23 protein-coding genes are annotated in these 24786 nt (G+C 55.7%); 8 read left to right on the top strand and 15 right to left on the bottom strand.

Going from position 1 to position 24786, the window contains the following annotated elements; translation table 11 throughout:
* Window positions 1-3: 3 nt before the first annotated feature.
* The 9 genes from FIV00_RS26415 to FIV00_RS26375 are packed head-to-tail and all read right to left on the bottom strand — an operon-like array spanning window position 4 to window position 7682.
* Entirely contained in the window at window positions 4-456 is a 453-nt protein-coding gene (locus FIV00_RS26415) for a deaminase (RefSeq protein WP_152503504.1), read from the bottom strand.
* Complete coding sequence (locus tag FIV00_RS26410) at window positions 453-1334, bottom strand: dihydrodipicolinate synthase family protein (RefSeq protein WP_152503503.1); 882 nt, start codon at window positions 1332-1334, stop codon at window positions 453-455. Before FIV00_RS26410 ends, FIV00_RS26415 begins: the two co-directional genes overlap by 4 nt.
* Window positions 1334-1681, bottom strand: coding sequence for a ferredoxin family protein (locus tag FIV00_RS26405; protein ID WP_152503502.1), 348 nt, complete (start codon window positions 1679-1681; stop codon window positions 1334-1336). Before FIV00_RS26405 ends, FIV00_RS26410 begins: the two co-directional genes overlap by 1 nt.
* Window positions 1682-1685: 4 nt before the next feature.
* Complete coding sequence (locus FIV00_RS26400; protein WP_152503501.1) at window positions 1686-2459, bottom strand: enoyl-CoA hydratase-related protein; 774 nt, start codon at window positions 2457-2459, stop codon at window positions 1686-1688.
* Window positions 2456-3622, bottom strand: a complete 1167-nt coding sequence (locus FIV00_RS26395) for a CaiB/BaiF CoA-transferase family protein (RefSeq protein WP_152503500.1) — start codon at window positions 3620-3622, stop codon at window positions 2456-2458. The genes FIV00_RS26400 and FIV00_RS26395 overlap by 4 nt, the downstream gene beginning before the upstream one ends.
* 11 nt (window positions 3623-3633) lie before the next feature.
* The gene (locus FIV00_RS26390) at window positions 3634-5001 is read right to left on the bottom strand and encodes an FAD-dependent oxidoreductase (RefSeq protein WP_152503499.1); all 1368 of its coding nucleotides are present in this window, start codon (window positions 4999-5001) and stop codon (window positions 3634-3636) included.
* Window positions 5002-5048: 47 nt separating this feature from the next.
* Entirely contained in the window at window positions 5049-5792 is a 744-nt protein-coding gene (locus tag FIV00_RS26385) for an ABC transporter permease (protein WP_247649448.1), read from the bottom strand.
* A 59-nt stretch (window positions 5793-5851) separates the two neighbouring features.
* Window positions 5852-6673, bottom strand: a complete 822-nt coding sequence (locus tag FIV00_RS26380) for an ABC transporter ATP-binding protein (protein ID WP_152503497.1) — start codon at window positions 6671-6673, stop codon at window positions 5852-5854.
* Window positions 6651-7682 carry an ABC transporter substrate-binding protein gene (locus tag FIV00_RS26375; RefSeq protein WP_152503496.1) on the bottom strand — a complete coding sequence of 344 codons (1032 nt, stop codon included), beginning with the start codon at window positions 7680-7682 and terminating at the stop codon, window positions 6651-6653. The genes FIV00_RS26380 and FIV00_RS26375 overlap by 23 nt, the downstream gene beginning before the upstream one ends.
* A gap of 135 nt (window positions 7683-7817) precedes the next feature.
* Here FIV00_RS26375 and FIV00_RS26370 point away from each other — a divergent pair, with 135 nt between their 5' ends.
* The gene (locus FIV00_RS26370; protein ID WP_152503495.1) at window positions 7818-8723 is read left to right on the top strand and encodes a LysR family transcriptional regulator; all 906 of its coding nucleotides are present in this window, start codon (window positions 7818-7820) and stop codon (window positions 8721-8723) included.
* Between the two features lie 321 nt (window positions 8724-9044).
* Here FIV00_RS26370 and FIV00_RS26365 read toward each other — a convergent pair whose 3' ends face one another.
* Window positions 9045-11156 carry a mechanosensitive ion channel family protein gene (locus FIV00_RS26365; protein ID WP_209006718.1) on the bottom strand — a complete coding sequence of 704 codons (2112 nt, stop codon included), beginning with the start codon at window positions 11154-11156 and terminating at the stop codon, window positions 9045-9047.
* A gap of 360 nt (window positions 11157-11516) precedes the next feature.
* On the opposite strand from FIV00_RS26365, the gene FIV00_RS26360 reads away from it, so the two are divergent.
* From FIV00_RS26360 to FIV00_RS26350, 3 genes are read left to right on the top strand one after another with little or no spacing between them, the layout of a single operon-like run.
* Window positions 11517-11942 (top strand): DUF805 domain-containing protein, encoded by a 426-nt coding sequence (locus FIV00_RS26360; protein ID WP_209006717.1) that lies wholly within the window; start codon window positions 11517-11519, stop codon window positions 11940-11942.
* 42 nt (window positions 11943-11984) lie between these two features.
* A complete protein-coding gene (gene dapE, locus FIV00_RS26355) occupies window positions 11985-13160 on the top strand; it encodes a succinyl-diaminopimelate desuccinylase (protein WP_152503493.1) in 1176 nt (391 codons plus the stop codon).
* A gap of 11 nt (window positions 13161-13171) precedes the next feature.
* Window positions 13172-13753, top strand: a complete 582-nt coding sequence (locus FIV00_RS26350; protein WP_247649447.1) for a hypothetical protein — start codon at window positions 13172-13174, stop codon at window positions 13751-13753.
* Between the two features lie 63 nt (window positions 13754-13816).
* Here the strand turns inward: FIV00_RS26350 and dapD are convergent, their stop codons facing one another.
* Window positions 13817-14668: a 2,3,4,5-tetrahydropyridine-2,6-dicarboxylate N-succinyltransferase gene (dapD, locus tag FIV00_RS26345; RefSeq protein ID WP_152503491.1), complete on the bottom strand. Its 852-nt coding sequence runs from the start codon at window positions 14666-14668 to the stop codon at window positions 13817-13819.
* A gap of 264 nt (window positions 14669-14932) precedes the next feature.
* Here dapD and FIV00_RS26340 point away from each other — a divergent pair, with 264 nt between their 5' ends.
* Window positions 14933-15838: a DMT family transporter gene (locus FIV00_RS26340; RefSeq protein WP_152503490.1), complete on the top strand. Its 906-nt coding sequence runs from the start codon at window positions 14933-14935 to the stop codon at window positions 15836-15838.
* Here the strand turns inward: FIV00_RS26340 and FIV00_RS26335 are convergent.
* Both FIV00_RS26335 and FIV00_RS26330 read right to left on the bottom strand, forming a co-directional pair.
* Complete coding sequence (locus FIV00_RS26335; RefSeq protein WP_152503489.1) at window positions 15822-17048, bottom strand: MFS transporter; 1227 nt, start codon at window positions 17046-17048, stop codon at window positions 15822-15824. The two genes, FIV00_RS26340 and FIV00_RS26335, sit on opposite strands and share 17 nt — an antisense overlap.
* The gene (locus tag FIV00_RS26330; RefSeq protein WP_152503488.1) at window positions 17045-17455 is read right to left on the bottom strand and encodes a VOC family protein; all 411 of its coding nucleotides are present in this window, start codon (window positions 17453-17455) and stop codon (window positions 17045-17047) included. Before FIV00_RS26330 ends, FIV00_RS26335 begins: the two co-directional genes overlap by 4 nt.
* Window positions 17456-17551: 96 nt before the next feature.
* On the opposite strand from FIV00_RS26330, the gene FIV00_RS26325 reads away from it, so the two are divergent.
* Window positions 17552-18394 carry a LysR family transcriptional regulator gene (locus tag FIV00_RS26325; protein WP_152503487.1) on the top strand — a complete coding sequence of 281 codons (843 nt, stop codon included), beginning with the start codon at window positions 17552-17554 and terminating at the stop codon, window positions 18392-18394.
* Window positions 18395-18475: 81 nt separating this feature from the next.
* Here FIV00_RS26325 and FIV00_RS26320 read toward each other — a convergent pair whose 3' ends face one another.
* Window positions 18476-19303 (bottom strand): NAD(P)H-binding protein, encoded by an 828-nt coding sequence (locus FIV00_RS26320; protein WP_152503486.1) that lies wholly within the window; start codon window positions 19301-19303, stop codon window positions 18476-18478.
* A 105-nt stretch (window positions 19304-19408) separates the two neighbouring features.
* Window positions 19409-20446 carry an AraC family transcriptional regulator gene (locus FIV00_RS26315; protein ID WP_209006716.1) on the bottom strand — a complete coding sequence of 346 codons (1038 nt, stop codon included), beginning with the start codon at window positions 20444-20446 and terminating at the stop codon, window positions 19409-19411.
* Between the two features lie 263 nt (window positions 20447-20709).
* On the opposite strand from FIV00_RS26315, the gene FIV00_RS26310 reads away from it, so the two are divergent.
* Both FIV00_RS26310 and FIV00_RS26305 read left to right on the top strand, forming a co-directional pair.
* A complete protein-coding gene (locus FIV00_RS26310; RefSeq protein WP_152503485.1) occupies window positions 20710-23967 on the top strand; it encodes a hypothetical protein in 3258 nt (1085 codons plus the stop codon).
* Between the two features lie 160 nt (window positions 23968-24127).
* Complete coding sequence (locus tag FIV00_RS26305) at window positions 24128-24757, top strand: class I SAM-dependent methyltransferase (protein ID WP_209006715.1); 630 nt, start codon at window positions 24128-24130, stop codon at window positions 24755-24757.
* The last annotated feature ends 29 nt before the right edge of the window (window positions 24758-24786 follow it).

Raw genomic sequence — 24786 nt, 5'->3', positions numbered from 1 at the left:
ACCTCACTCGAATTCGGTAATTTGAACACCGGCTTCACACAGCATTTGCTGCGAAACCTGAAAGCTGTAATCGAGCGCACCATCTGCTACCGGGATAGGCGGTGCAACGATATGGGGAATGCCGGCCTGAATGATCGCCCGTCCGCAATCCGCGCAGGGAAACCGGTTGACGTAGAGTGTGCAGCCGGCAAGAGAGACACCCGAACGGGCTGCATTGTAAATCGCATTGCGCTCGGCATGTTCGAACCAGAAAAACTTCTCGCCGCTTTTGCGGTCATAGCGTGCGGGTTGATCAGATTTGACACCACGGGCAAAGCCATTGTAACCGGTCGACCGGATCTCATGCCCCTCAGGCGAGATGATCACGCATCCGACCTGAAAATCCGGGTCCTCAGACCACTCCGCGATATGATTGCAAAGCGTCATGAAGCGCTTTGTCCAGATCAGCTCTTTCATAAATCAGATGCACTCCGGTCAAGCTCCTGGTGCAGATCCTGGCCTGTCTTTGCATCCAGGGCTACGAATGGCGGAAGCACGCGCTGCCATTGCAAATTTCCGGATCGCTCAGCGACTAGATACTTGATGGTCGGGATCAGCGCTGGGCCTGCGATTAAGCCTCTTTGTCTTGCAATTTCCGTACAAACCGTTTCAGAGGGTTTCGCACGATCTGCCCAAACCTGCGCGGCAAGGGGTGCGGTCACGTTAACGCTTGCCGATATGCAGCCCGCAAAACCATCATCCCCTGCAGTTTGCAGCGCTGTTTCGGAGCTGGGAAACACCTTGAGAAAAGGTGCGGCTGCGACAATCGCGCGGCAATAGGCCAGATCACCCGAAGAATCCTTGATCCCGGTGAACCGATCCGGCAGGTTCAAAGCCAATTCGGCAATCATTTCAACAGGAAGGGTGAGGCCCGTCATTTGCGGGAAGTTATAGAAATAGATTTGTATTGAGCGCTCGCCCAAAGCCTCATGAAGCGCCAAGTACCAGGCTTTCAGACCAAGGTTGCTCAACGGCTTGTAATAGTATGGTGGCAACACCAGAGCGACCGGGTAGCCCAGATCGTCGGCCTTGATCGTCAGACCGATGGTTTCGGCCAGCGAGGGAGTGCCCGTACCGACCATGAGCTTGGTATGTGGAACAGCCTCGGCGGCCCACGCCATAACCTGGCTGCGGCTGCCTACGTCAAACGAATTGGCTTCTCCGGTCGACCCGAGAATGTTGAGACCGTCGCAACCGTTTTCCAGCGCCCACTTGCAGTGCTCCAGAAAGGGCGCTTTCAACGGCTTCATGCCACTATCCACTGGTGTGGGAACAGCTGCAATCACGCCTTGCATCAAGCCACTCCTTCTTTGATGTATTGTTTGGCGAGCACTGCGAGACTGGGAGGGTCTCGGAGCGGCTTGTCCCCCTTGCTCCATCCGCCGGGTTCACTCACAGCTCCTGTGGCGTCGTGAAAGGCTGCCTCATTCAACGCCAGGAACGGCCTCTGACTTTCCTCGACTTCATCTGCATATCGAATGGCATCCACAGGGCAGATGCTTTCGCACATGCCACACTCAATGCATTCGGTCGGGTGGATGTAGAACATCCGTTCGCCTTCGTAGATGCAGTCAACCGGGCATGCTGTGGTGCAAATTCCATCCTTGACGTCAATGCAGGTGCTGGTGATGACAAGGGTCATTGTTTCAACGTCCCCTCCAGACGGCCGGCCTTTTCGCACGGAATGCGGCGACACCCTCATCAGCATCATCGGACACGAGTGCGGCTTCCAACTCTTGCGCCGGATATCGGAAAGCATCCTGGACCGGCAAATGAGACGTTTGCCGGGACACAGCTTTGATGGCTTTCAGACTAAGCGGTGCGCAACTTAAGACATCCTCGACCCAGAGTTCGACTTCTGCATCAAGCTCTCCTGGTTCCACCACCGAATTGATCAAACCGTGGGATGCAATCTCCGCAGCCGGGATCAAACGGCCGGTCATCATCATGCCCATGGCGATATTTCGCGGCAGGATCCGTGGCAACAGCACCATGCCACCATCCAAGGGCACACGACCAACTCTGGCTTCGGGCAAACCAAACCGGGCGGTGCTTGCGGCTACCACGATGTCGCACCCGAGCACCATTTCCAAACCACCGCCGAGCGCCAAACCATTGACCCGTGCGATCACCGGCGTCGTCATCTCGCGGAGTGCAATCCCGGAAAATCCGGCATCACTGATGCTCTTCCAATATTCAACACCAGTCATCCCGGTGTTTTCTTTCAGATCCGCGCCGGCGCAAAAAGACCTCGTGCCGGCGCCCGTCAGAACAGCACAACGAATATCCGGGTTGGCCTCCACTTCGGTCCAGATCTCACCGAGCCTTGAATGGCTTGCCAAATCAACCGCATTCATGCTTTCGGGCCGGTTGATTGTGACCCTTGCAACATGCCCTTCGACGTTGAATTCGATGCTCATTCAGCCGCCTCTTGGGCCAGGAGCACTGCCAGTTCCTGCAGCACTTCTTCAGTATGCTCGCCCAACCGGGGCGGAAGATGGCGGATGAGAACCGGTGCGTCACTCAGGTGTACGGGTGAACCTGTTAATGTGATGTCGCCGAGAACCGGGTGCTGGACTTCGTGCAGCATCCCGTTGATTTTTGTCTGCGGATCAGCAAGCGCTTCCCCAAGGGAACGGACCGGTGCGCAAAGAAGGTCCTGCTCCTCAAGCCGTTCGAGCCAATAGGCCGAAGTGTTTTCGGCAATGGCGTCACGGAAGCGCTGCTGCAGAAACGGCTTGTGCTGGCGTTGAACGTCGAGCGTCGGATACTCCGGCGACAGATCTTCGATCTCAAGTGCGGTGCAAATGTCTTGCAGCGGATTGGCCTTGAATGCTCCGACAATGACAATCGCTCCATCAGCCGTATCGAAGACGCCGGTAAGAGGCATGGCGGCCCAGTTCAACACTTCTCTATGCTTGGACCACTGTGCTGCTTCCTGCATCTGCATCGCGATCATGCTGTCATAGAGCGATACCTCGACCTTCTGACCGTGGCCGGTCTTGTCCCGCATCAGCAACGCTGCCAGGATTCCCTGGACAAGATGCATGCCCGCCGAATAATCGCACAAGGTGGTTGGGTAGATGGATTTCGGTATCGACGGGTCCTGCGTCTTTTCCATAACGCCAGTCATGGCTTGCGCCAGCACATCCTGCCCGCCTTTATGTGCGTAAGGACCACTCGAACCGAAACCCGTTCCGGACGCGCAAATAATCCTCGGATTTAGCTTTGACAACGCCGCATAGCCAAAGCCGAGGCGATCCATTACGCCCGCCCGGAAGTTGTCGACAACAACATCAGCTGTCTTCACCAGGTCCAGAACTTGCTGCCGCCCTTCCGCCGACTTGGTGTCAATTTCGACTGATCGCTTGTTGCGGTTCAGCGAGGCAAAAACCGCATTGTTCATCGCTTCTTCCGTATGCTTTCCGTAAAAGCCACGGCTGAGATCGCCTGCACCGGGACGTTCAACCTTGATGACATCGGCGCCCAGGTCACCCAATGTCTGTGTCGCGCAGGGACCTAGCATGACTTGTGTGAAATCGATGACGCGGATGCCATTGAGCGGCATGGTTTTCTCTGACATTTGAGCCTCTGTTATTCCGCCGCTACCGGATCTTCGATCAGTGCATTTGGCGACGGTCTGTCTCCCGGATCTGCGCCTTGAGAGCGCATTTGTTTTTGGATTGCCTTGTAGTCAACGGCGCGGAGCGGGATGTCGCCATTCAGGGCCAAGGCCGCCGCAATGCCAGCCGCCTCTCCCTGTGCCATGCAGGGCGGAATCTCGCGCGAGAGTTTTTGTGCGTCGCTTTCAACGGAGTAGTGGCGGCCGGCAACGATCAAGTTGTCGATGCCTTTCGGCAGCAGGGCGCGGTAGGGCGTGTAGTAATCTCTGCCTCGGCACACCGTGTCCTCAAAATACCGCCGTGACTTCACATCGTCTTTGCTGACGACATACTCTCCCTGCAGGAGCCGCGTCTGACGGATGCCCATCTGCTCAGCAGCACCCAACATGGTTGCATTCTCAAAGCCGGGAATATTCTCCTTTGCGAACTGATGAAGTTTCATCATGCGTTCGCGGCCCTCGATCTCGGAAGTCACCATATCTTCCACGGACAAACCGTCGTATCCGGGCATATGCGGGCAATTGCACCAGACAATGCCCGGGAGAGGTGTTTTCAGCCACCACATACCCCAAGCACCACCGATCCGGCGACGGGCCTCACGATCAAGGCGCTTGTATTCTTCCGGGTCGGAGAATTCGAATGCGATCGCCTTGTCCGTGTCGACATTGGCCATGCGGAACACTGTCGTAACAATGTACTGACCGGTGGTGTATGTCGCCCCAGCAGCAACACCCACGTCCAAATCACCGGTTGCGTCGACCACATACCGTGCGCGAATGGCCTGACGGCCCAATTTGGTCTGAGCGATAACGCCTGTGATGCGGCCGCCTTCCATCAATACATCGGAAAACCAGCTGTGCGTTCGCAGGTTGACCTTTGCTTCGACAACCATATCCAGGCTGACGCGCTTCCATGCATCGGGGTCAAAAGCGACGGCGTGAATGATCGGCTGAGGCATCATGGCCTTGTGAAAATCGATGCAGCCCCAGCGGGACCATTTTTGCCAAGCGTCCCAATTGGTTTGACATTCTTCTGGCGGTGGATACACAGCAGCGTCCTGACGCTCCATCCGCTCCACAAATTCGCTCACAATTCCGGTGGTGACGATCTCGTTGCCTTCGTTGACCATATCGTCGAGCACAAGCACCATTCCGCCGGAGGCCATGCCGCCCAAGTGGTGATAGCGCTCAAGTAGGGTGACGGACGCACCGTTGCGCGCGGCAGACACCGCTGCGGCATGACCGGCAGGGCCTGCGCCAATCACGACGACATCACAGTCTGCAACCACGGGGAGTTGCGCCCCTTCCACCTGTACGGTTGTTGTATGACGTTCTGTCATAAGCTTGTTCCTTGTTTCACATTCTGAACAGCTGATGCTTCGAGCAGCTACCAGCGAATGACGAGTTTCTCTGTGACCGAAACGGCAGTGAACAGCAGCACCGACAGGCCCGAGGAAACGAAAACGGTTGCGTATAGAAGCGGAGAACGGAAATTGAACGTGCTGTCGATTATCAACGCACCGAGGCCGACATCAGCCCCGATCCATTCGCCAACGATTGCACCAATCACGCAGGTTGTTGCCGCGATCTTCAGCGCTGAAAACAAAAATGGAAGCGATGACGGCAGTCTCATCTTCCAGAACACTTCTGCCTTGGATGCCGACAATATCCTGGCCAACTCCAAGGTCTGAGGGGATACGGCTTGCAATCCCCGAACCATATTGACCAAGGTTGGGAAGAAGCAGATCAAAGCGGCAATCACCACCTTGGCAGTCATGCCCGCACCGAAAATCAAGACCAGGATCGGCGCAATGGCCAGGATCGGGATCGTGTTGATGAAGACGGCAATCGGGAAGAAGGCCCTTTCGACGGTCCGGCTGTGAACAAATGCAACTGCAATCAGGATCGCTGCCAAGTTCCCCACGACAAACCCTGACAGGCTTTCGATCAAAGTCGGCCAGAAGTTTCGCAGAAGCAGCGAAAATTCGTTCACAAACACAGCCAAAACATCTGTCGGTGCAGGCGCGATATAGGTCGGAACTTCAAACAACCGGACACCGAGTTGCCAAATCAGCAACAATGAAACTGCAGTGCCGAGCGGAATGGCAACGTTGCCCGCGCGTTTGCGCATCTCGTTCAGCCGTTCAGCTCTTTCTTCGTCAGCATCCAGAGATATCTGAACCAGGGACATCAGCAGTCCTCCAGAAGTTGCCGAAGCTGCCCGCAATAGCGGTTGAACTCCGGTGTCTCACGCAAGGCGATCTGACGTCCATCCGGCAGGTCGATGTCGACAACCTCCTTGACCCGGCCAGGGTTGGCGCGCAGCATCAAGACCTTTTGTCCGAGGAAGACAGCTTCGGGTATCGAGTGTGTCACGAACAAAATGGTGACGCCTGTTTCCCGCCATATGTCACGCAGCTGAATGTTCAGATGATCGCGCGTCATTTCATCAAGCGCGCCGAAGGGTTCGTCCATCAGTAAGAGCTTTGGTTTGCAAACCAATGCGCGCGCGATCGCAACGCGTTGACGCATGCCTCCGGAAAGCTCATGGGGCAACGCATCCTCACGGCCCTTCAATCCGACAAGTTCCAGAAGCTCGCTTGGACTCTTGTCAGATTTGGGTAGTTGAACGCCCCGCTTGCGGCCAATTTCCAGCGGCAATTGCACGTTTTCGATCGCACTGCGCCAAGGCAACAAGGTTGCGTCCTGGAAAACAAAGGCGAATTCCCGAGCCAACCTTGCCTCTTCAGTGGTTTTGCCGAGAATCTCAACATTGCCTTTTGCAGCAGGGACCAAGTCGGACACCAACCTCAACATGGTTGATTTACCGCATCCTGATGGTCCCAATATTGTCCAGAATTCGCCTTCGCCGATTTCCAGGCTGATGTCTTCAAGGGCAGTGAAACGTCCGAATTTCACCGAAGCGTGGGAGAGGCAGGCCGCAATCTCGCGGCTTGCCAAATCCTGTTGCGGCTCAACGGCCGCAACCTTAGCCAAATGTTGGACGGACATCTTTGGTGGCTTCCAGAATGTCCAACGTCATGATGTCTGACAGTTCCGGCGCACCGTTGGTGAATTGGCCCAGGCTGTCGTAGGTATCGATCTGTTCCTGCCAGTTATCTGCACTCATGATGCCCCAGCCGCCAGCCTTCGTCTTGTCGTTGAAGGAGAAACCAAGGACGAGGTCGACCGCGTTCATTTCGCTGGCCTTGTCGAGATTTGGATACCGTTCGACAAGCGCATCGACGCCGGCTGTCGGATCTTCATACACGGCACCCCATCCCTTTGAGATGGCCCGAATAGCACCGACGATTTTGTCGCTGTTTTCCTGCAGTACGCTGTCGGTCGTGTAGTAGGGATTTGCGTAGAGCTGGATACCGGCATCCCAGAGTTTCATATCCACGCGCTCGTCTCCAAGCACGGAGAGCGCGCCAACATTGGTTTGCCACCCGGTTGCCACGTCGACCTGCCCAACCTTGAGCGGCGCCATGTCACCGCCCATGACTGAGACTTCAACCTGGCTCTCGTCAATGCCGTTTTTGGCCAGGAGCGCGCGCAGAAGGATGCGTGCGGTTCCTTGAGTAGCCACCTTCTTGCCTATCAAGTCTTCCGGTTTGCGCACCGGATTGGCTTCCATGGAGAAGTAAGTGAAGGGGTGTTGCTGATAGCCAGCCGCGACACATTTGATCGGCAGTCCCGCGGAGCGCGCCAGCATCAGAGACGGAGAGGACGAAATCGAACCGAAGTTGTTCGCGCCCGAAGCAACCGAAGCCACACCATCAATGTTTGGGCCGCCAGGAACAATTTCCAGTTCGAGCCCCTCCTCGGCGAAATAGCCAAGTTTGTCGGCCATCACTTCGCCGAGAATACCGTTGGATGCAAGCCAGCCGAGTTGCATCTTGATTTTGAAGTCGGCTGCCGTTGAAGGGCCGATTGAAAGAAATGTTCCCGTTGCCGCCAATCCTGCGGCTGTGCCAAATCCCTGAAGAAGATGCCGGCGGTTTAGTCCCCTGTTCGTCATGTTTCCCGTCTCCTGGTAGGTAATTTTTGTATCTCCCAGTTTTCTTTTCAGCCTAGACGGAGCGTTAGCGCTGCGAATAGAATTTGTTTCGGCGCATAGCGATGCCTTTTTTGCATCACCTAAGGACCTCCTCGAATGCACAGCAAGTTTTTGAGCTATTTTGATGAAGTCGCTCGGCAAGGATCGATCCGGCGGGCTGCAGCTGTTCTGCACGTGTCCTCGTCCTCCGTTAATCGCAAGATCCTTGATATCGAAGAACGATTGGGGGTCAGATTGTTTGACAGGCATGCAGAAGGTGTTGAGTTGACAGCGGCTGGTGCTGTCGTGCTGGAACACTGCCGACAAACAATCTTCGACTATGAAAAGATCATGCATGTCGTCGCCGACATTCGAGAGATGCGCGCAGGGCACATCGATATTGCATCCTTGGACTCTGTAGCGCTCAGTTTGTTGCCTTCAACGATTGATCAATTTTCCCGTGACTATCCGAGCATCACCTATACGATCCGCACGGCTCAGCCGGACAACATTGTCCGGGCCGTTGCGGAAGGAGAGGCGGGGATCGGCATTTCATTTAGCAATGACCTGCACCCCGGTGTCCGCGTGCACACTGAGAAATCTGCACCGATTGGCGCGATACTGAACAACGACCACCCGCTTGCAGAACGCGATGCGCTGGAAATCGAAGATCTCATCCCATTTCCTTTAATACGGTCCTACGACGCGCTGTCGGAACGATCCCTGGTCAATCTTGCTCTTGCCGACAATACCATCCCGCTCAAGACGGCCTGTTTCACGAATTCGCTTCCGCTCGCAAGGTCGATGATCTTGAAGGGTCATGGCATTGGGCTCTATTCCAAGATCGGTTTTCTGGATGAAATCGAAGCAGGAAAACTGCGTTATATTCACTTGAAGTCGAACTTCTTGAAGGACCTGAAAATCGGCCTGCTTATCCCGTCGCGCAGCAATCAGACGCCTGTCGAAAACGCGCTTTGCCGGATACTCTCCAAGTCTCTTAGAATACTTCGTTTGGACTCTTAAGCTCTCAGAATTTGCTTCTGCAGCCAGCTCAAATGTCGAAACTGAAAATGTGCATCACCAGCACATACGAAAAGATATCGATCTCTCTGCAGATAACCGGCTAGAAGTTTTGTTTTGACGCTTTTTCCCAAAATACAACAGGCTGCATCCGGCTTCAAAGTTGTCGACAGAATTTGACCCTAACGCGACCGCATCAAACGTCGCATGGGCATTCTGAGGCATAGGTCACCAATTGCAGATCCTGAATTGGTGACCAGTTTGGTTCGAACAAACGCTGCTGTCGCTACAGTCCGAGAATTGGGCTGCCTTGAACCCGCTGCGCTATTGTGCTGCGGGTTTCGTTTCCGTGGCAGCGGCGGCTGCGGCACCGGCGGCGACGGCTTCCTTCTGCTTGTCGTCCAGGTCCGTGTTTTCGGGTAGCTGTACACGCACTTCCTTGCGGGCAAACTGGATGCCGTTTTCCTCAAAGACCTGTTGGACGCGTTTGTAGATCTCCTTGCGCACACCGAACTGCTTGCCGGGTTTCGTGGTGAACTTGCCGCGCACGACGATGCCGACATCGTCGACATCGGCAACGCCCTGGCCTTTGAAAGGTGCCAGAATGTCTTCTTTGAACTCCTCCATCTCCATGATGTCCTGGCCGATCCGCTTGAAGAGCTTGCGCACCTTTTCAACGTCCGTATCGAAGGGCACGGTGAATTTCAGCTTCATGATCACCCAGTCGCGGGAGAGGTTGGTGAGTTTCGGAATCTCGCCGTAAGGGACGATATGAACCGCGCCGCGCGTACCGCGCAGTTGCAGCGAGCGGATCGAGATCTTCTCGATGGAACCCTGGGTTCCGCCGGTGTCGATGAACTCGCCAAGACGGAATGCATCGTCCATCAGGAAGAAGATGCCCGAGACCACGTCCTTGACCAGTGTCTGTGCGCCAAACCCGACCGCAAGACCTACGACACCTGCACCCGCCAGAAGCGGTGTGATGTTGATGCCGAGCTGACTGAGGGCCAGCAATGCCGTCAGGACCAAAATGGTGATCTGCAGGATAATCCGGATGAGCGGCAGGATGGTTGCTGTGCGCGACTTACCGGCTCCTCCCATTTCGGCGTCGTCATCTTCCGACTGGGCCGGCGGCGAGTCCTTGGCCAACTGATGAGCAACCCAGAGATTGGTGATCTCCCAGGCGAGATAGCCCGCGGCAAGGATCAGCAGAAAGATGACGCTGTTGCGCGCAACGGCCGACCCGTCATTGGCACCGAGTGCCAGAAGGTTGAGACCGTAAATGCGGCCGACCATGAGAACTAGGAATGCAAGGAGTGCGACACGGGCAATGCGAACATAGCTGTGCCGGGTCTGCATGTGTGCGGCCTCGGCGACCGGTCCGTCACCCTGCATGGGGGGCACGACATGAGAGACAATGCCGCGCACCATCGTGTCAAGGAAAGGTGCAAAGACCACAAGCGCGATTACGGCCAGCGAGCGACCAGCGGTGAGGGCTTCGACACCCATGCTGGCTGTGAACTGAACAAGAAGCCAGTTGAAGGCGATAAAGGCCATGGAAAAATACGGCCAGAACCGGGCCATGCGTTCCAGGCCGGACGTCGCGTCGCCGTCATCGCCAAGGATGATGTTGGTCAATCCGTGACGCGCTTTCCAGATCACGGCAATGATCCAGGCGTTGACACCGAAACCGACAAAAAAGCGGAAGGTTCCACCGGCATCTTGCCCTGCGACCTGCATGATGTTGCGCAGGAAAAAGGCAACGCCGACCACGGCAAAGAGTGTGGTGAAGCTGCGGTAAAGCGACTTGGCTGTTTCGTCGTCTGCGGTCACGAGGCGCAACTCGCTTCTGTGTGGCGCGAGTGCGAAACGCAATAGTGCGGCTACGAGGCGCGGCAGGAAGACGATCCAGAAAACGGCTTGCAAGGCAACGCTGCGCGTGGCCGGATCAAAGACGGCCGCGCGCGCAACGATTACGGCCACGATTGCAAAAACCAGCAAGCCGCCGAGATCGAGCCCTGCACGCGTCGACACCAGCTTCACGGTTTCAAAAAGACTTTCCGGTGACCGTGCCTGGATTTTGTCGCGCCGGGCGGCGGTAAGGCGGTTGACCAGAAACTCTGCGGCAAAGCCTGCGGCGAGGATCAGCGCGATAGAGCCGATCAGGATATGAATAGGACCTCCGACGGATCCTGCGAGCAGCGCCGCGATGCCTGCAAAGAGACCGGTAAAGAGAGACGGAAGGTTTTTGAAGTGACCCAGGACCATGTCACCGAATCCGCTGAACGCTGATTGAAGCTGCTCGAGCAGACTTGGTTGAGGTTCACCCAGTGATGTGACCGAGGTCTTGTTGGCGGCACTTTCTTGCAACAGCAGCATCAGATCGGTGAGGGCTTCCACCTGCTCGGGGTCGAGATCCGAAACGAGTTTTTCCATCGCCGTTGGCTGCAGTGGTTCAGGCAGCGACGAGGCTGTGTCCTGGGCGTGTGCCGGTAAACTGGTAAAAAGAGCGATGGTGAGAAAAAGTGTGAGTGCACAAGATGTTATTTTGGCTTTCCAGACGCCGGTCATAAGCATACCCCCTCGGTGGCTCTGACTGTTATGCCTACAACTTAGACATGCCCGATCAGCAAAATCCATAAAATTTCCCTCGCGTTATTCCCCTGATCGACATTTCTTTGCCTGCGGATCGGCGACGGCCTCGGAAATGCCGCAGCAGGATCGCATGACAGAGCTTGATCCGGGCAGCTTATGCGTCTACCTCCTTGCCAGAACGATCAATGAAAGCGGCACTGAATGAACACCCCTCCGCGGAGCGCTAACATAACCCCCGGCCCGATCTGGGCACTGTTAAGTCCAATCGGGCGTATGGGACGGGAACCCTATTGGCTCAGCTTTGCGCTGGTGTGGATCATCATCGGCATCGCCATCCGGCTTTGGTGGATTTCCTCGCTTGTCGAAATCACGCCTGAAACGGTATCGCCAGCTGCCTTTGCGGAATCAAATGCGCTGTTTCCAATTCTCTTTTTCGTGTTGCAATGGTTCGAGTTGGCACTTGTGATCAAGCGGCTGCAAGACATCGGTCAAAGCGGGTTCCTCGCATTGCTGATCTTCGTACCCATTTTGAACGTGCTCATGGTGGTCTTCTTGGGGTTTGTTCCAAGTCAGTCAGACGCAAACCGCCACGGGCCGTTGCCAAACAGCTATTGGCGCAAAAGCTGACTATCCTCGATGACACCGAATTGACAAAAGAGCCTGAATTCCATGCCTTCCAACGCCGTCGCCATTGCCCAGGATCTGATCCGTTGTCCTTCGGTCACGCCAGCTGAGGGCGGGGCCTTGACGACACTTGAAAATCTGCTGACGTCGGCCGGGTTTGAAGTCACTCGGGTCACCTTTCAGGATGAGGATACGCCGGACGTCGAAAACCTTTTCGCAACGATCGGTTCCGGGAAACCGCATTTCGTGTTTGCCGGGCATACGGATGTTGTGCCCGCCGGCGCCGAAAATGACTGGAGCCACGGGCCATTTGCCGGAACTATACATGACGGCGTTTTGTTCGGACGTGGCGCTGTCGACATGAAGGGTGGCATCGCTGCTTTTGCAGCCGCCGCGATTGATCTGGTGCAGGAACTCGGCAAGGACTTCGGTGGAACGATTTCATTGCTGATCACAGGCGATGAAGAAGGTCCTGCGGTTAACGGCACCGTCAAACTGTTGGAATGGGCCAAGGCTGAAGGTCATGAATTTGATGCCTGCATTGTCGGCGAGCCCACCAATCCGGCCAAACTGGGAGATGCCATCAAGGTTGGTCGCCGCGGCTCTCTTTCAGGGATCGTGACCGTGTCCGGAACCCAGGGGCACGCCGCCTATCCGCATCTTGCCGACAATCCCATACCCGGCCTTGTGCAGCTGCTTGCTACGCTCAACGCACTTGAGCTGGATAAGGGCAACGAAAGATTTCAGCCCTCCAATCTCGAAGTCGTGACAGTGGATGTCGGCAACACGGCTTTCAATGTAATTCCGGCTCGGGCCGAGGCACGCTTCAACATTCGCTACAATGACGAGTGGACTCTGTCGACGCTGCAGGCCAAGGTCCGGGAGACGCTGGAAAGTGTGGATCTCGGGTCCTTGAACCTGGAGCTTGTGTTCAAGAGAGATGCCAGCGAATCCTTCCTGACGCGGGACGAAAAACTGATTGCTGACCTCAGCGATGCGGTCCGGGAAGAAACGGGGCGTGTTCCGGAACTCTCCACGGGTGGCGGAACATCCGATGCACGGTTCATCAAGAATTATTGCCCAGTGGTTGAATTCGGCCTTGTCGGTCAGACAATGCACAAGGTGGACGAGTGCGTTGCAGTCGATGACCTTGACCAGCTGACGACGATCTATAAACGATTTCTGGTCAGCTATTTTGCACAATCTGCGGGAGCGGACTGACATTGATCACGATGGGTGAAATTCGTGCAGCGCTTGACGGCTCGTGGCTTTTGCTGCGCAGCCGCCCGGAAGGCATGGCGTTTTTTGACCAATCCCTTCAAGGCTTCTGGAGATCGTTTCTTGTGATTTTTCTGCTCGTGCCAGCGTTTTTGGCAAGCGGGCTGACTGAGAAGAAGCTCTTTCTTATCCAGAACCTCTATCATCCAGACCTCTTTCCCGACGGTGCCTATTGGACGGCTCAACTGGTCGGTCTCAGCATGGACTGGCTCGCTCTGCCGCTGCTTCTTGCCGTGGTCGCGGTCCCCATCGGCATTTCGCACCGGTATGTGCCGTTTATTGTCGTGCGCAACTGGACCAGCCTTCTGGCATCCATGCCTTATCTGATCACCTATCTCTTGTTCCTGATGGGTTTCATCTCGCCTGCGATTACGGTTCTCCTGTCGCTTAGCTGTTTGGTGGCAATTGTCTGGTACCGGTACCTGATCGCCCGCATTGCGCTGCAGGCAACCATCAGTGTTTCCATTGGCGTGGTTGTGCTTGATCTGCTGCTGACACTTGTCATCGGGCAGCTTGTCGGCCTCATGTGGGGATAGCAAAAAACCCGCCGTTGGAACGGCGGGTTCGATGAAAGATCAGCAATGGCTCGGCGTTGCGCTTCAGTCGCGCAACAGCTCATTGATCGCTGTCTTTGAGCGTGTCCGTTCATCAACGGTTTTGACGATCACGGCGCAGTAGAGGTTCGGTGCCGCCTCGCCGTTGCCCATGAGGCTCGAGGTCGGCATGGAACCGGCAACGACCACCGAATAGGGGGGCACTTCACCATATGTGACTTCGCCAGTCATGCGGTTGACGATCCGGGTCGACTTGCCGATGAAAACACCCATGCCGAGAACGGACCCTTCGCGGACGATACAACCTTCAACCACTTCGGAACGCGCGCCGATAAAGCAGTTGTCTTCAATGATGACGGGGCCAGCCTGAAGTGGCTCAAGCACTCCGCCGATTCCAACGCCGCCAGACAGGTGCACGTTCTTGCCGATCTGTGCGCAGGATCCGACTGTCGCCCAGGTGTCAACCATCGTACCTTCATCGACATAGGCACCAAGATTGACAAAAGACGGCATCAAAACGACGCCCTTGCCGATAAAGGCGGAGCGGCGGACAGTGCAATTCGGCACTGCACGAAAACCGGCGCTCTCAAATTCGTTTCCACCCCAACCGTCAAACTTGGAAGGAACCTTGTCCCACCAGGTGGCATCTCCCGGTCCACCCTTGATGATGTCCATCGGGTTCAGACGGAAGGAAAGCAGAACCGCCTTCTTCGCCCACTGGTTGACCACCCAGTCACCATCCTTTTGTTCCGCGACCCGCAGCTCGCCTCGATCCAGAAGGGTCAATGTGGTTTCAACCGCATCGCGCACCTCACCGGTTGTTGAGGTGTCGATTGTCGCGCGATCTTCAAAGGCCGCGTCGATGGTTTGAGACAGGGAAGCGAGATCCTGGGTCATGTGTGCGAAGGTCTCCGAAGGTTGGTAAAAGCTGGCCGGACCTAAGCTGGCTGGCAAGGTGCTGTCAAGCACAGCCGCGCCTGTAGCTGTTCCAGGAGCGGCGCTCAGGTGTCCCTTCCGATGCTTTTTGTGCCCGGCAAGTGAAACAGGGAAATCTGTAATAGTTGAGAAAAAATAATCAAATGAGGAAAAGAGTGGCAATTTTTAGTGACTGTTAGATGTGTATGATGATGCAAATTCAATTAATTTGAGGAAGCCGGTTCCATGGAGTTATGGATTCCGATCACTGTTGCCGCAGCGTTCTGCCAGAACCTGCGTACTGCCATGCAGAAACACCTGAAGGGCCAGCTCGGTACGACAGGTGCGACCTTTGTGCGGTTTGGTTACGGGCTTCCCTTCGCGTTCCTCTATGCGCTCGTGCTGCATTTCGTGTTTGGCTTTCCTGTGCCTTCACTCAACGCCACAATGCTGATTGCCGGCGCACTGGGCGGTCTGGCTCAGATCCTGGGCACGTTCCTGCTGGTTTATCTGTTTTCGTTTCGAAATTTTGCGGTCGGAACGGCCTATTCCAAAACGGAACCAATCCAGGCGGCCCTGTTCGGGTTTCTGGTCCTGGGGGAACATATCTCTCTTGCGGTATCCATCTGCATCCTGATCGGCATTATCGGCGTCGTCATGATCTCGCTTGCCCGCGTGCCGTTGACCGTTTCTGCGGTCCGCTCGTCGCTGGCCGGGCGCCCCGCGCTTATCGGTCTGGCGTCAGCGGCGTTTTTCGGCGCATCCGCGGTTGCCTACCGAACGGCATCCCTTTCCTTGGAAGGGACGGGGGTGCCGATGCAGGCCGCCTGTGCCCTGGTCTTTGCGACGCTGTTCCAGACGATCGTGATGGTCAGCTGGATGTCGCTGCGCGATCCGGATCAACTGAAAGCCAGCCTAAAGGCCTGGCGCGCTGCCGTCTGGGTCGGCGCATCCGGTGTGGCCGGTTCAATCGGCTGGTTCACGGCAATGACGTTGCAAAATGTCGCCTATGTTCGCGCGCTTGCTCAGATAGAGCTGGTGTTTACATTTCTTGTGTCCTGGTTGGTCTTCAAGGAAGTCATTTCGCGTTCAGAAATTTTCGGCTGCCTGATGATCGTTGCGGCTGTTGTCGGGATCATTCTGCTCGGGTAGCGGAGCGGCGGGCCCTGTTTTCCGGTTCCAGGTCGGGGGACGTATGCGTGGTGTTGCCATAGCTCGGCGTGTGCACGGCGAGCTTGGGAGCCAGAAGCACCGCCAGCAGGGCCAGCAGGGCAAGCATCAGGAACGCGCTGTGTAGTCCGGCAAAGCTGGCAACGAAACCCACCAGCGGCGGACCCAGTAACATCCCGCCATAGGCCAGTGTGGAGACAGCGGCTATTGCGTGGCCGGGTTGTATCCTTTCGTCATTGGCAGCGCGCGCAAAAACCAGCGGCATGACGACGGCATAACCAATTCCGACAAGGCTAAAACCGATCAAGCTAACTCCCAGCGCACTGGAAGATACGGTCAAGAAAAGACCGGCGCAGGCAATACCGCCACTCAGTCTCGTGGTCAGCGCAGGGCCGAGCGATGTGACGATACGGCTTCCCGCCAGTCGGGTGGCAACCATCGCAGCGCTGAATGCCGCATAACCGAGTGCTGCCTGTGCTTCACCTGTACCGGTACTGGCCTTCAAGAATACAGCACTCCAGTCTGCCATTGCGCCTTCACCCATTGAAACAGAAAAGGCGACAAGGCCAACAAGAAGCAGGGTCAACGAGGGCCATTCAAACCGGGATGCTCCCTGGTTGGCAGTGGTTGGCCAAGGCCGTTCGTCCTGAGGTTTCCCGATAGCGGCAAGGGTGAGTGCGGCGCCCAAGACAGAAATCGACGAAAAGTGCGTGAAGGTCGATATTTCCAGGCGTACTGCGAAGTATCCCGTTGTCGCCCCGATCCCGGCCCCAAGGCTGAACATGGCATGGAAAAATGGCATCAGGGAACGACAAAGACGCCGTTCCACCTTGGCACCCCAGCCATTCATTGCAAAGTCCATGGCACCGTGCAGCATTCCGAAAAGAAACAGGGCGGCAGCAAGCGTTGGCAAAGAGCTCGCTAGCGACACGGTGACGAGCGCCGGACCATAACCCCATGCGCAGATAGTGGTGAGTTTCTGGACGCCCAGCTTTTCCGACAGCATTCCGGCAACTGGAAACGAAACAATTGCACCACCGGCAAGGACAAGCAAAAGGACGCCGAGCGAGGAGCTGTCCAGCGAAAAGGTCTCCTTGATCGCGGGAATCCGGCCTGCCCAAACCCCAAACAGAAGACCGTTGAACGCGAATATGAAAACAACCGCCCACCGTTGCCGTGCGACGCCGGTCATTGCTTGGACATGGGGGCGCGGCAGATTTCAATCAGGTTTCCATCCGGGTCGGTTACCATGGATTCAAAGAAACCATCTCCGGTCTGTTCCGGCTGCTTGATCACGGCAGACCCCAGATCGCGGGCTTCTTTTGTGAGCGCGATCACATCGTCATCGCTCTCAACCGCGATAGCAAGATGATGCAGGCCCACATGATGAATATCATCGTGGTCTGGTGTGGCGCGTGCAAGAACGCCAGGCATCTGCATGAGCTCCAGCACAGTCTTGTTTTTGAAACGCACCATGTACGAGCGGAAGTTTCTCTCGTCCTGGTACATTTCTCCGGCCTGCGCCTGGAAGAGGGCGACATAAAAGTCTTTCAGTCTTGAAATGTCCTTTGAAAAGAAAGCGATGTGATGGATGTGCATGTGCGGCTCCTGACCGAAAGGGGTGTCGAACTGGACAAATGCTTAGATATCGGTCACAGATTGATCAACAAAAGTTATTGAACTGGTGTTTCAAATTTGAATGACTTGAATTGGGATGATCTGAAGATATTTCGATTGGTGGCGTCGCTTGGAAGCCTTACCCGAGCGGCTGACAAGGCCGGTATTTCTGCTGCGACGGCCGGCCGTAAAGTCCAGAGGCTTGAAGGACATCTGGGTGCGGATCTCTTCAGCAAAACGCAGGCGGGCTACGAGCTGACACAATTCGGGCAGCAACTGCTGGAGCGCACGAGCGCAGTCGCCAGGACCGTCGGGGAATTGAAAAGCTGGCGAGACCGGGTATTGAATCTGCCTCTTGTCACCATCGCTGCGCCGGTGGAAATTCAGTGGCTTCTCTACAGAAGATTCCGTGAGCTCTGGAACCCGAGCGATCCTTTTCGCGTGGCCATCGAGGACTGTGTCGACGCTCACCTTCTGTTGCACAACAAGTCAGTTTTGCTGATTACCCCGGACGCACCGACAACCGGAAATTTGAAGACGGTCCAGATCGGAACGCTCAAGGGGCGGCCTTATGTTGCAAAGGCATTCGACCAGAAAACCGACTGCAACTGGATTGGCCTTCATCAACGACCTGGCTCCATGACACTGTCGCAACCCGCTTCATTTGAAGCTGAGGATTGGGTAACGACATGGGCAGCTTCTTTTGATGGGCTTGTTTCACTGGTTCGTGGAAATACGGGACGTGCGCTGCTCCCGGATTTTGTTGGCGCTGAAGACGAGACCCTGGTTCTGGCCGATGACGATGTTCGTTCGTTTGCTTGCCCGCTCTACCTGGCAAGTCACGGAGACGCCAGCGCGAGGATGGAAATCGGCGTGCTCAAGCGTCGGTTGAAAAGCCTGCTCTCAACTGTATTGAAATAGTAGCACCAGTGAGTGCTTGCCTGCTGAAACCGACCCGGTGTTCCGGGTCGGTTTCGTTTGCGGGAACCATTTTGGGTCTGTTCAAGCAGCATCGGTCCATGCACCAGCCTGAGCGGCCTTGACGGTGAACTCCGAAAAATCCCTGGGTTTTTTGCCGATTGCACGTTCGACTCCGTCCGCCAGGTGAGCGTTGCGGCCGTCCAGCGTCTCGCGGGCAATGGCTTCAAAGACGTCTGCTATCGCCGGCCCGGCAACTTCGGCGACGCTTGCACGGAACTCATCGAAGCTGATCGGAATGTGCCGGATTGGGCGACCAAGAGCCGATCCGAGTTCGTCGGCCATTTGCGAGAAAGTCATCAAGCGCGGGCCGGTCACTTCATAGAGTTCACCGGAGTGACGGTCTTCCGTCAGCGCCGCCACGGCAACATCTGCAATATCGTCAATATCGATGATTGGTTCCAACACGTCTCCGCCCGGCATTGGCAATACGCCCGCGAGGACCGGCTCACGCAAATAGCCTTCTGAAAAATTTTGCGCAAACCAGGAGGCGCGGATCAGCGTGTAGTCGACACCGGACGCACGGACGGCTTCTTCTCCCTGCATTGCATGGTGTTCCCCGCGTCCTGTCAGCATGACGAGGCGTTCGACACCTGCTGATTTCGCGGCAGCAGTCAAGGCCTCCACCTTTTCAACGGCGCCGGGGACAGCAATGTCGGGGAAGTAGGTGACATAGGCACGGTTTACGTTTTCAAGCGCCGGCATCCATGTTTCCGGATTGTCCCAGTTAAATGGGATGTCAGCGCCACGCGACCCGTGCCGGACCGGCAATCCTTTGTGTTTGAGGAGCGATGCGACGCGTGAGCCTGTTTTGCCGGTTGCACCTATGACGAGAGTTGGTCTTGACTGCATTTGATATCTCCTTCGCTAGAAGCAATTTTCGAAGGAAGGAATAGGAAAATGGGGTGCCGGTCGTATTGACCTTGCGTGTCACAGTTTTGGCCTGTCATGCCAATTCTAGGCCTGTGCACTCCGGCGGAAGGAGGCGGGGGTTTCGCCTCGCCAACGCTTGAAGGCACGCGTAAAGGTGCTTTGTTCAGCAAAGCCTGTCAGAAACGCCACTTCTGCGAGAGCATAGTCCGTCCTTAAAAGCAGGCGGACGGCGAGTTCCTGACGGGTTTCATCGACAAGGTCCTGAAAGGCGCGCCCCTGCGCTGCAAGACGCCGTTGCAATGTGCGCGCACTCAGACCCAGATGCGACGCTACGTCTGCAATACTTGGCACTCCCTGGCTCAACGCCCGAAGGATCAGGGGACGTACGCGTTGTTCGATCTCTTCATTGGCTGGCAAAACCGCAACTTCCTGATCCAGATAGGCATCGAAAAATGCGGAAATACTGGTATCGCCAAGCCGGTTCGGCGCATTCAGGTGTTCAGGTGAAACTTCAAGTGCGTCCCGGTCCGAGCTGAAATGAAGTGGACAACCGAAAAATGCGCGGTGCGCCGAAAGATCATCGGGAGCTGCATGCTTGAAGTGGACAGCCTTGGGCACAAAAGGCTGTACGCTGACCTCGCGGCTTATTTGCGTGATGGCTACGATGGTCTGTTCGTTCGAAATGCGCATACCCAGGCGGCGGTCACCTGTCCGGTGCAGCACCATGAAGTGCCTGCCCTCATCTTCTTCAAGCTCATTTGTGCTGACACTGGTTAAGACGCGCCCGTAGCGTTCTGAACGCTGGTAGGATCCTCTCAGATCAATGGCTGATTTCCAGGCCAGACCAAAAGCACCGTAGTCATCGCAGCGCATTGACGAGCCGACTCGAATACTGACTGAAGCACCCTCGGGGTCTTCCCGAACCACTCTTTCGCAAAGTGCATAATAAGCGTCGTCGGCAATCATGAACTTGGGATCGATCGCGGCATCCGGATCGACTCCGACGGACCGCAACAAGTGATGCCGGTGCCGCGCCTGATCCGCTTTCGAGCGCGATCCGACATCCACGACTTTTTGAACGAATACTGCCGATATTTGCCCCATGCCCAAACTATAGGGCAACGAATTGAGAGTTCGAGAGCGAACATGGTTACAAGGATTTGAGGACAAGGATTACAGACCTATTGGTTTCCATAGGTTGGCCCTGTCTGATGGCTTGACTAAGCTGAATTTGGGACTGGGCTGTGCCGTTTTTGCAGTCCTTGACTGGCTTTTGAATACCTTCTGTCGGCGAGCTGAGGCGCTCTACAAATTGCCTGGAGACCAATCGCTTTCAGAGCTTTGAGCCTGTTCATTTTCAATGAAACTGATGGAGGCCTCGAGCCTTGAGATTTTGTTTTTTGGTTCTTTTCTTTAGTGTCTTCACTTTGCTTGCGGCACAGGCGCAGGATCCCGATCAGGCCAAGCTCGATGAGATTGCTGCCGACATGAAGCGGGTGACCGAAGCCATTGTCGATGGCAGTATGTCGATCGAGGAGGCCAGCAAACTGCTTGAAGAGTTGGCGGACCTCGATTTCAAGATCCGAACCGGCATTGACATCGGAGCACCTCAACCGGACGAGGTCGAAAGTGAACCTCCGATATTTGCTGCTGATCTCGGACTGGATCCGAACATGGGGTCTGTCGTTCCGGCTGGCTCTTTGGTGCGGGTGGACAATGTACCGCTCGACTTTGAAGGCAAGATCTGGCTTCGGCCGGAGAAGGGGCCGGATCAGGAAATTGGTGGGCAGCTGGACTTCGACCGGCTGGAATTGGATCCGGGGTCCGGCGCGTCTGCGTGGCTGATCCGGTTACCGTTCGACGTTGAAGGGCCGGCCTATCTTGATTTCGAAGGACTGGCACATCCCGCTATTGCATTCGAAGTCACCGGAGCAGAACCCTTGAGCGGCTCCATCGGGGATCGTTTGGCAATACTGGACTATTTGCTTCGCTTGCGGCTTTCCCGGCTCGGCTGGACGGAAGAAAAGGCGGTCTCGGATTTCCAGAAGGCACCGGCTTCGCTACCCGTCGAAGTGTCCCAGCTGGCAATGTACTATTTCGCGATGTTCTCTGATGAGAACCCAATCAATCTTGTTAGTCTGCTGGAAATCGAGCGAGAGCTTTCACCGCAACCGGAGCGCTTCGATCAGGATCTGGCACGCCTGTTCGATTTGCATTTTCCCGCAGCTCTTCTGAGAGATCGCGGAGGCCTCAATCTGCAGTCCCCTGTAATTCAACATGCATCGATGCGACCGGTCGCCAAAACAAGAGTATGGCGGGCGTCAACAGGACCGGAGAAAATCTCCTTTGAGCGACTTTTGGAGATGCTGAAGGACAGGGACCTTAAGGAAACAGACAAGAAAGGCTATGACGCCGTTGGCAATTCCCTTTCTGCCACCGGTGCTGGCGCTGTCGCGGGAGGAGGTATTGGTGCGCTGGTTTCCGATGTCCTCTTTTCGGCAGTCAGCAACAAGCTGCGCGAGGAATTGCACAATTTGCCGAAGCATCTTGAGATTAGCGCAGATTTGGAACGTGGCGCGCAGCGCAAGATTAATGACAACAGCTGCATGCCACTGGTCGTGAAGGTCACCGCGTATTCTGATCCGAAAATCGACCTCGTCTACAGTCAGGGCGGTGCGGATGCGGAGCTGATGGCAAAAATCATCATACCGCTTGTTGAGGCAGCGCTTAACCATCCAAAGCTCAAGGGCACGCTCAAGACGCGTCTCAAATCCGCTCGTGCAAATCAGCTGCTGAATGCTGCAGATGGTTTTGAAAAGAAAGTTGGCAATCCATATGGGCGCATTGAACAAGCCACGAAGGCTCAACTTCTCAATATGGCAATCAAGGAAGCCCTATTGGAACTTGAAAAAAGCGGTGGCCCTGCATTTGAAATCCGACGCACGCCAGCCAAGGTCTGGGGTCCGATAACACTGACGCCTGAGCAAATCAGCAAGCATGTTGAGCTTCGAACGCATCGGGGGCCCGTACGCATAGGTAAGGATGGCTGCATTACGGCGTGTTGGCAGGGGAATGAGGAGGCCTTTTCTGTATCTGCGACACTGCGCGTCAACAAGGACAATGCATTCGGGTATGGCTATCGCGTTGCGCCGAGCCTCGCGCGTGGTCAATTCGCCCCGGCCACCGGCCGTATCAAGCTTGAGGAGGCCACGATTGCACCAGGCGGCGGCATGTCGGTCGCACTGGAAATGGACAATGCCCTTCCAGGCACAGTCCGGTTCGGCGTGATTGGCGACAAAGGCAGTATCGGTCCGGTTGTCGGGCAAACCGGTACCTTCATCGCGCCTGAGACGATCGAGGGGTGTTCGCAACAGATCACTGTGACGGCCCAGTTGGAGCAGGATCCGGACAGCATGTGTGCACCGGCTCCGGTTTTCACCCGCGCAATTGATGTGCGTGATCCGGATGCAAGGGTGTTCCTGCCTCAGGAACTGGTTTGTCAAGGCGCAGAAACCCTGCCTTTCTCTGTCGGTAGCCCTAGTGGTGAGGCCGCTTGTTCGGTTGCGGGTGCCGGGTCGGTAAGCGGCTCTGGCAGTGCGTTCACCTATAGCTGTCAGCCCGGCAGGAAGGCGGCAAGCGTCAGATGCACGGATGCCAAGGGTGGCAATTCAAAAAGCTGCGCCCCTGTCATGAACATTCGTTATGTCAAACAACCCGGCATAGCAGCTGCAGCTTATGTGGCAGCCGGTGCCAGCAACAACGCGAACTGGCAGCCCTCCTTTTCGGCAAAGCAGCTGCTGAAACCCCGGCTTCGCGTCCTGGCAGATACGGAGCCGCCAAGGCCGGATGAACTTATGATGCCGGGCGGAGATCGTCTGGCAGCGGAATACCGTGAGCCGACGGCTGAAACAGCCGAGCATTTCGAAAGCGTCGTTGCGCCCGTTCGCGCGGAAGAAATTTCACTTTCCCGTTCTGCGCACAGACACAATGCCAATTGGCATCACTCAGAACAGAGCAGCAGCACTCTAACGGCAAATTTCTTCAACACCGACACGCCGGGTCTGTCTGTAAGGGCTTCCATCAAAGAAGACATCCAGACCTTCGAAAGCAACGATGATGCGAAACGGGCAACGGATATACCAAATTCAGAAGTGGATTTTGTGGCCTTTATCCCGATTGACGACGGCGGACCTGAAATCAATGCTGTTGCCATGCTGAATGGTGAAGTGAGCGGACGCGCTGGTTCTATTCTCGTCATGGGCTACAGCGACGATCCAGTCGGACTGTCGTTGCTCCCGCTCACAACGGCCGTACGCATCATTCCTTCCACGCAAGAAGGGCGGCGTGCAGCCCGTTTTGAGAATAGCGTGCTTGGTGGACAGGCACTCGCACCAGCTGCGCCCCACCTCGGACGCAAGAGAGGTTTGTCAACTTTCGTTATCCCTGAAGCTCCTGTCGGAACGCCTCGTGGAATTCTGGTGCAGATCGAAGGCAACAGCGGGCCACAAAACGTGACGAAACGCCAACCAGGTATCCTGAGAAACAGTCCGGCCCTGCTCGGGCGCGGAACCATGATCACTGTCGAGGCCCGCAACTCTATCAACCTCGAGTTAGAGCTTTTGGGAGTGTTCAGATCTGAATGAGTGGTTTGAGCGGATGTTGCGACACATAGGATATTGCCCGCGCTAACAATACTGAACACCTGCCATGCCTTCACGAGACGGCAGAAACCACATATGTCTGTTGGTGAGTTCTGACACACTAAGGGCCGCTTTCCGCTTCGTTTCAACCAAAGAGACAGAAGTGACTGGCAAGCGGGCTGCGACCTGGACACCTGGAATGGCCGACGAAGAAACGATACGGATCTACGATGACAAGGCGGGTGACTACGCCAAGCGGTTTGTTACGGATGCTCCCAGTGGCTCATTGTCGAAATTCATGTCGCTTTTGCCTGCCGGTGCAAATGTCCTTGATTGGGGATGCGGTCCGGCGGCGTCATCATTTCACTTGAAGGCTGCTGGCTTTAACCCGGATCCTGTCGACGCATCTCCGGAGATGGTGGCGATTGCAAATGATAGATTTGGTCTTTCGGCAAGGGTCGGCACGTTTGATGATCCTGTCCCCGAAGGGCGTTTTCAGGGCGTTTGGGCGAATTTCAGTCTGTTGCATGCACCCCGCCATGATCTTCCGTCGCATTTGACGAAATTGAACAAAGCGCTCCTTGGAGATGGCGTTTTTCATATCGGCATGAAGCGTGGCAAAGGGGAAAGCCGGGACAGGTTCGGTCGCTTTTATACCTACTATGAGACAACAGAACTGGCCGGTCTTCTTGAAGACGCCGGATTCGAAATCACGCATCAAACGGAAGGTGAAGAGGCCGGCATGGCAGGCAGTGTCGATCCGTTTGTGCTGATCCTGTCGCGAAAAATCTGAGATGGGCAGATCAGGCTTTGTAACGCCAT

It is taken from the genome of Labrenzia sp. THAF82 (assembly GCF_009363435.1).
Taxonomy (GTDB): Bacteria; Pseudomonadota; Alphaproteobacteria; order Rhizobiales; family Stappiaceae; genus Roseibium; species Roseibium porphyridii.
Note: the sequence above shows the minus strand (reverse complement) of the source record. Positions and strands in the feature narration are given on the sequence as shown.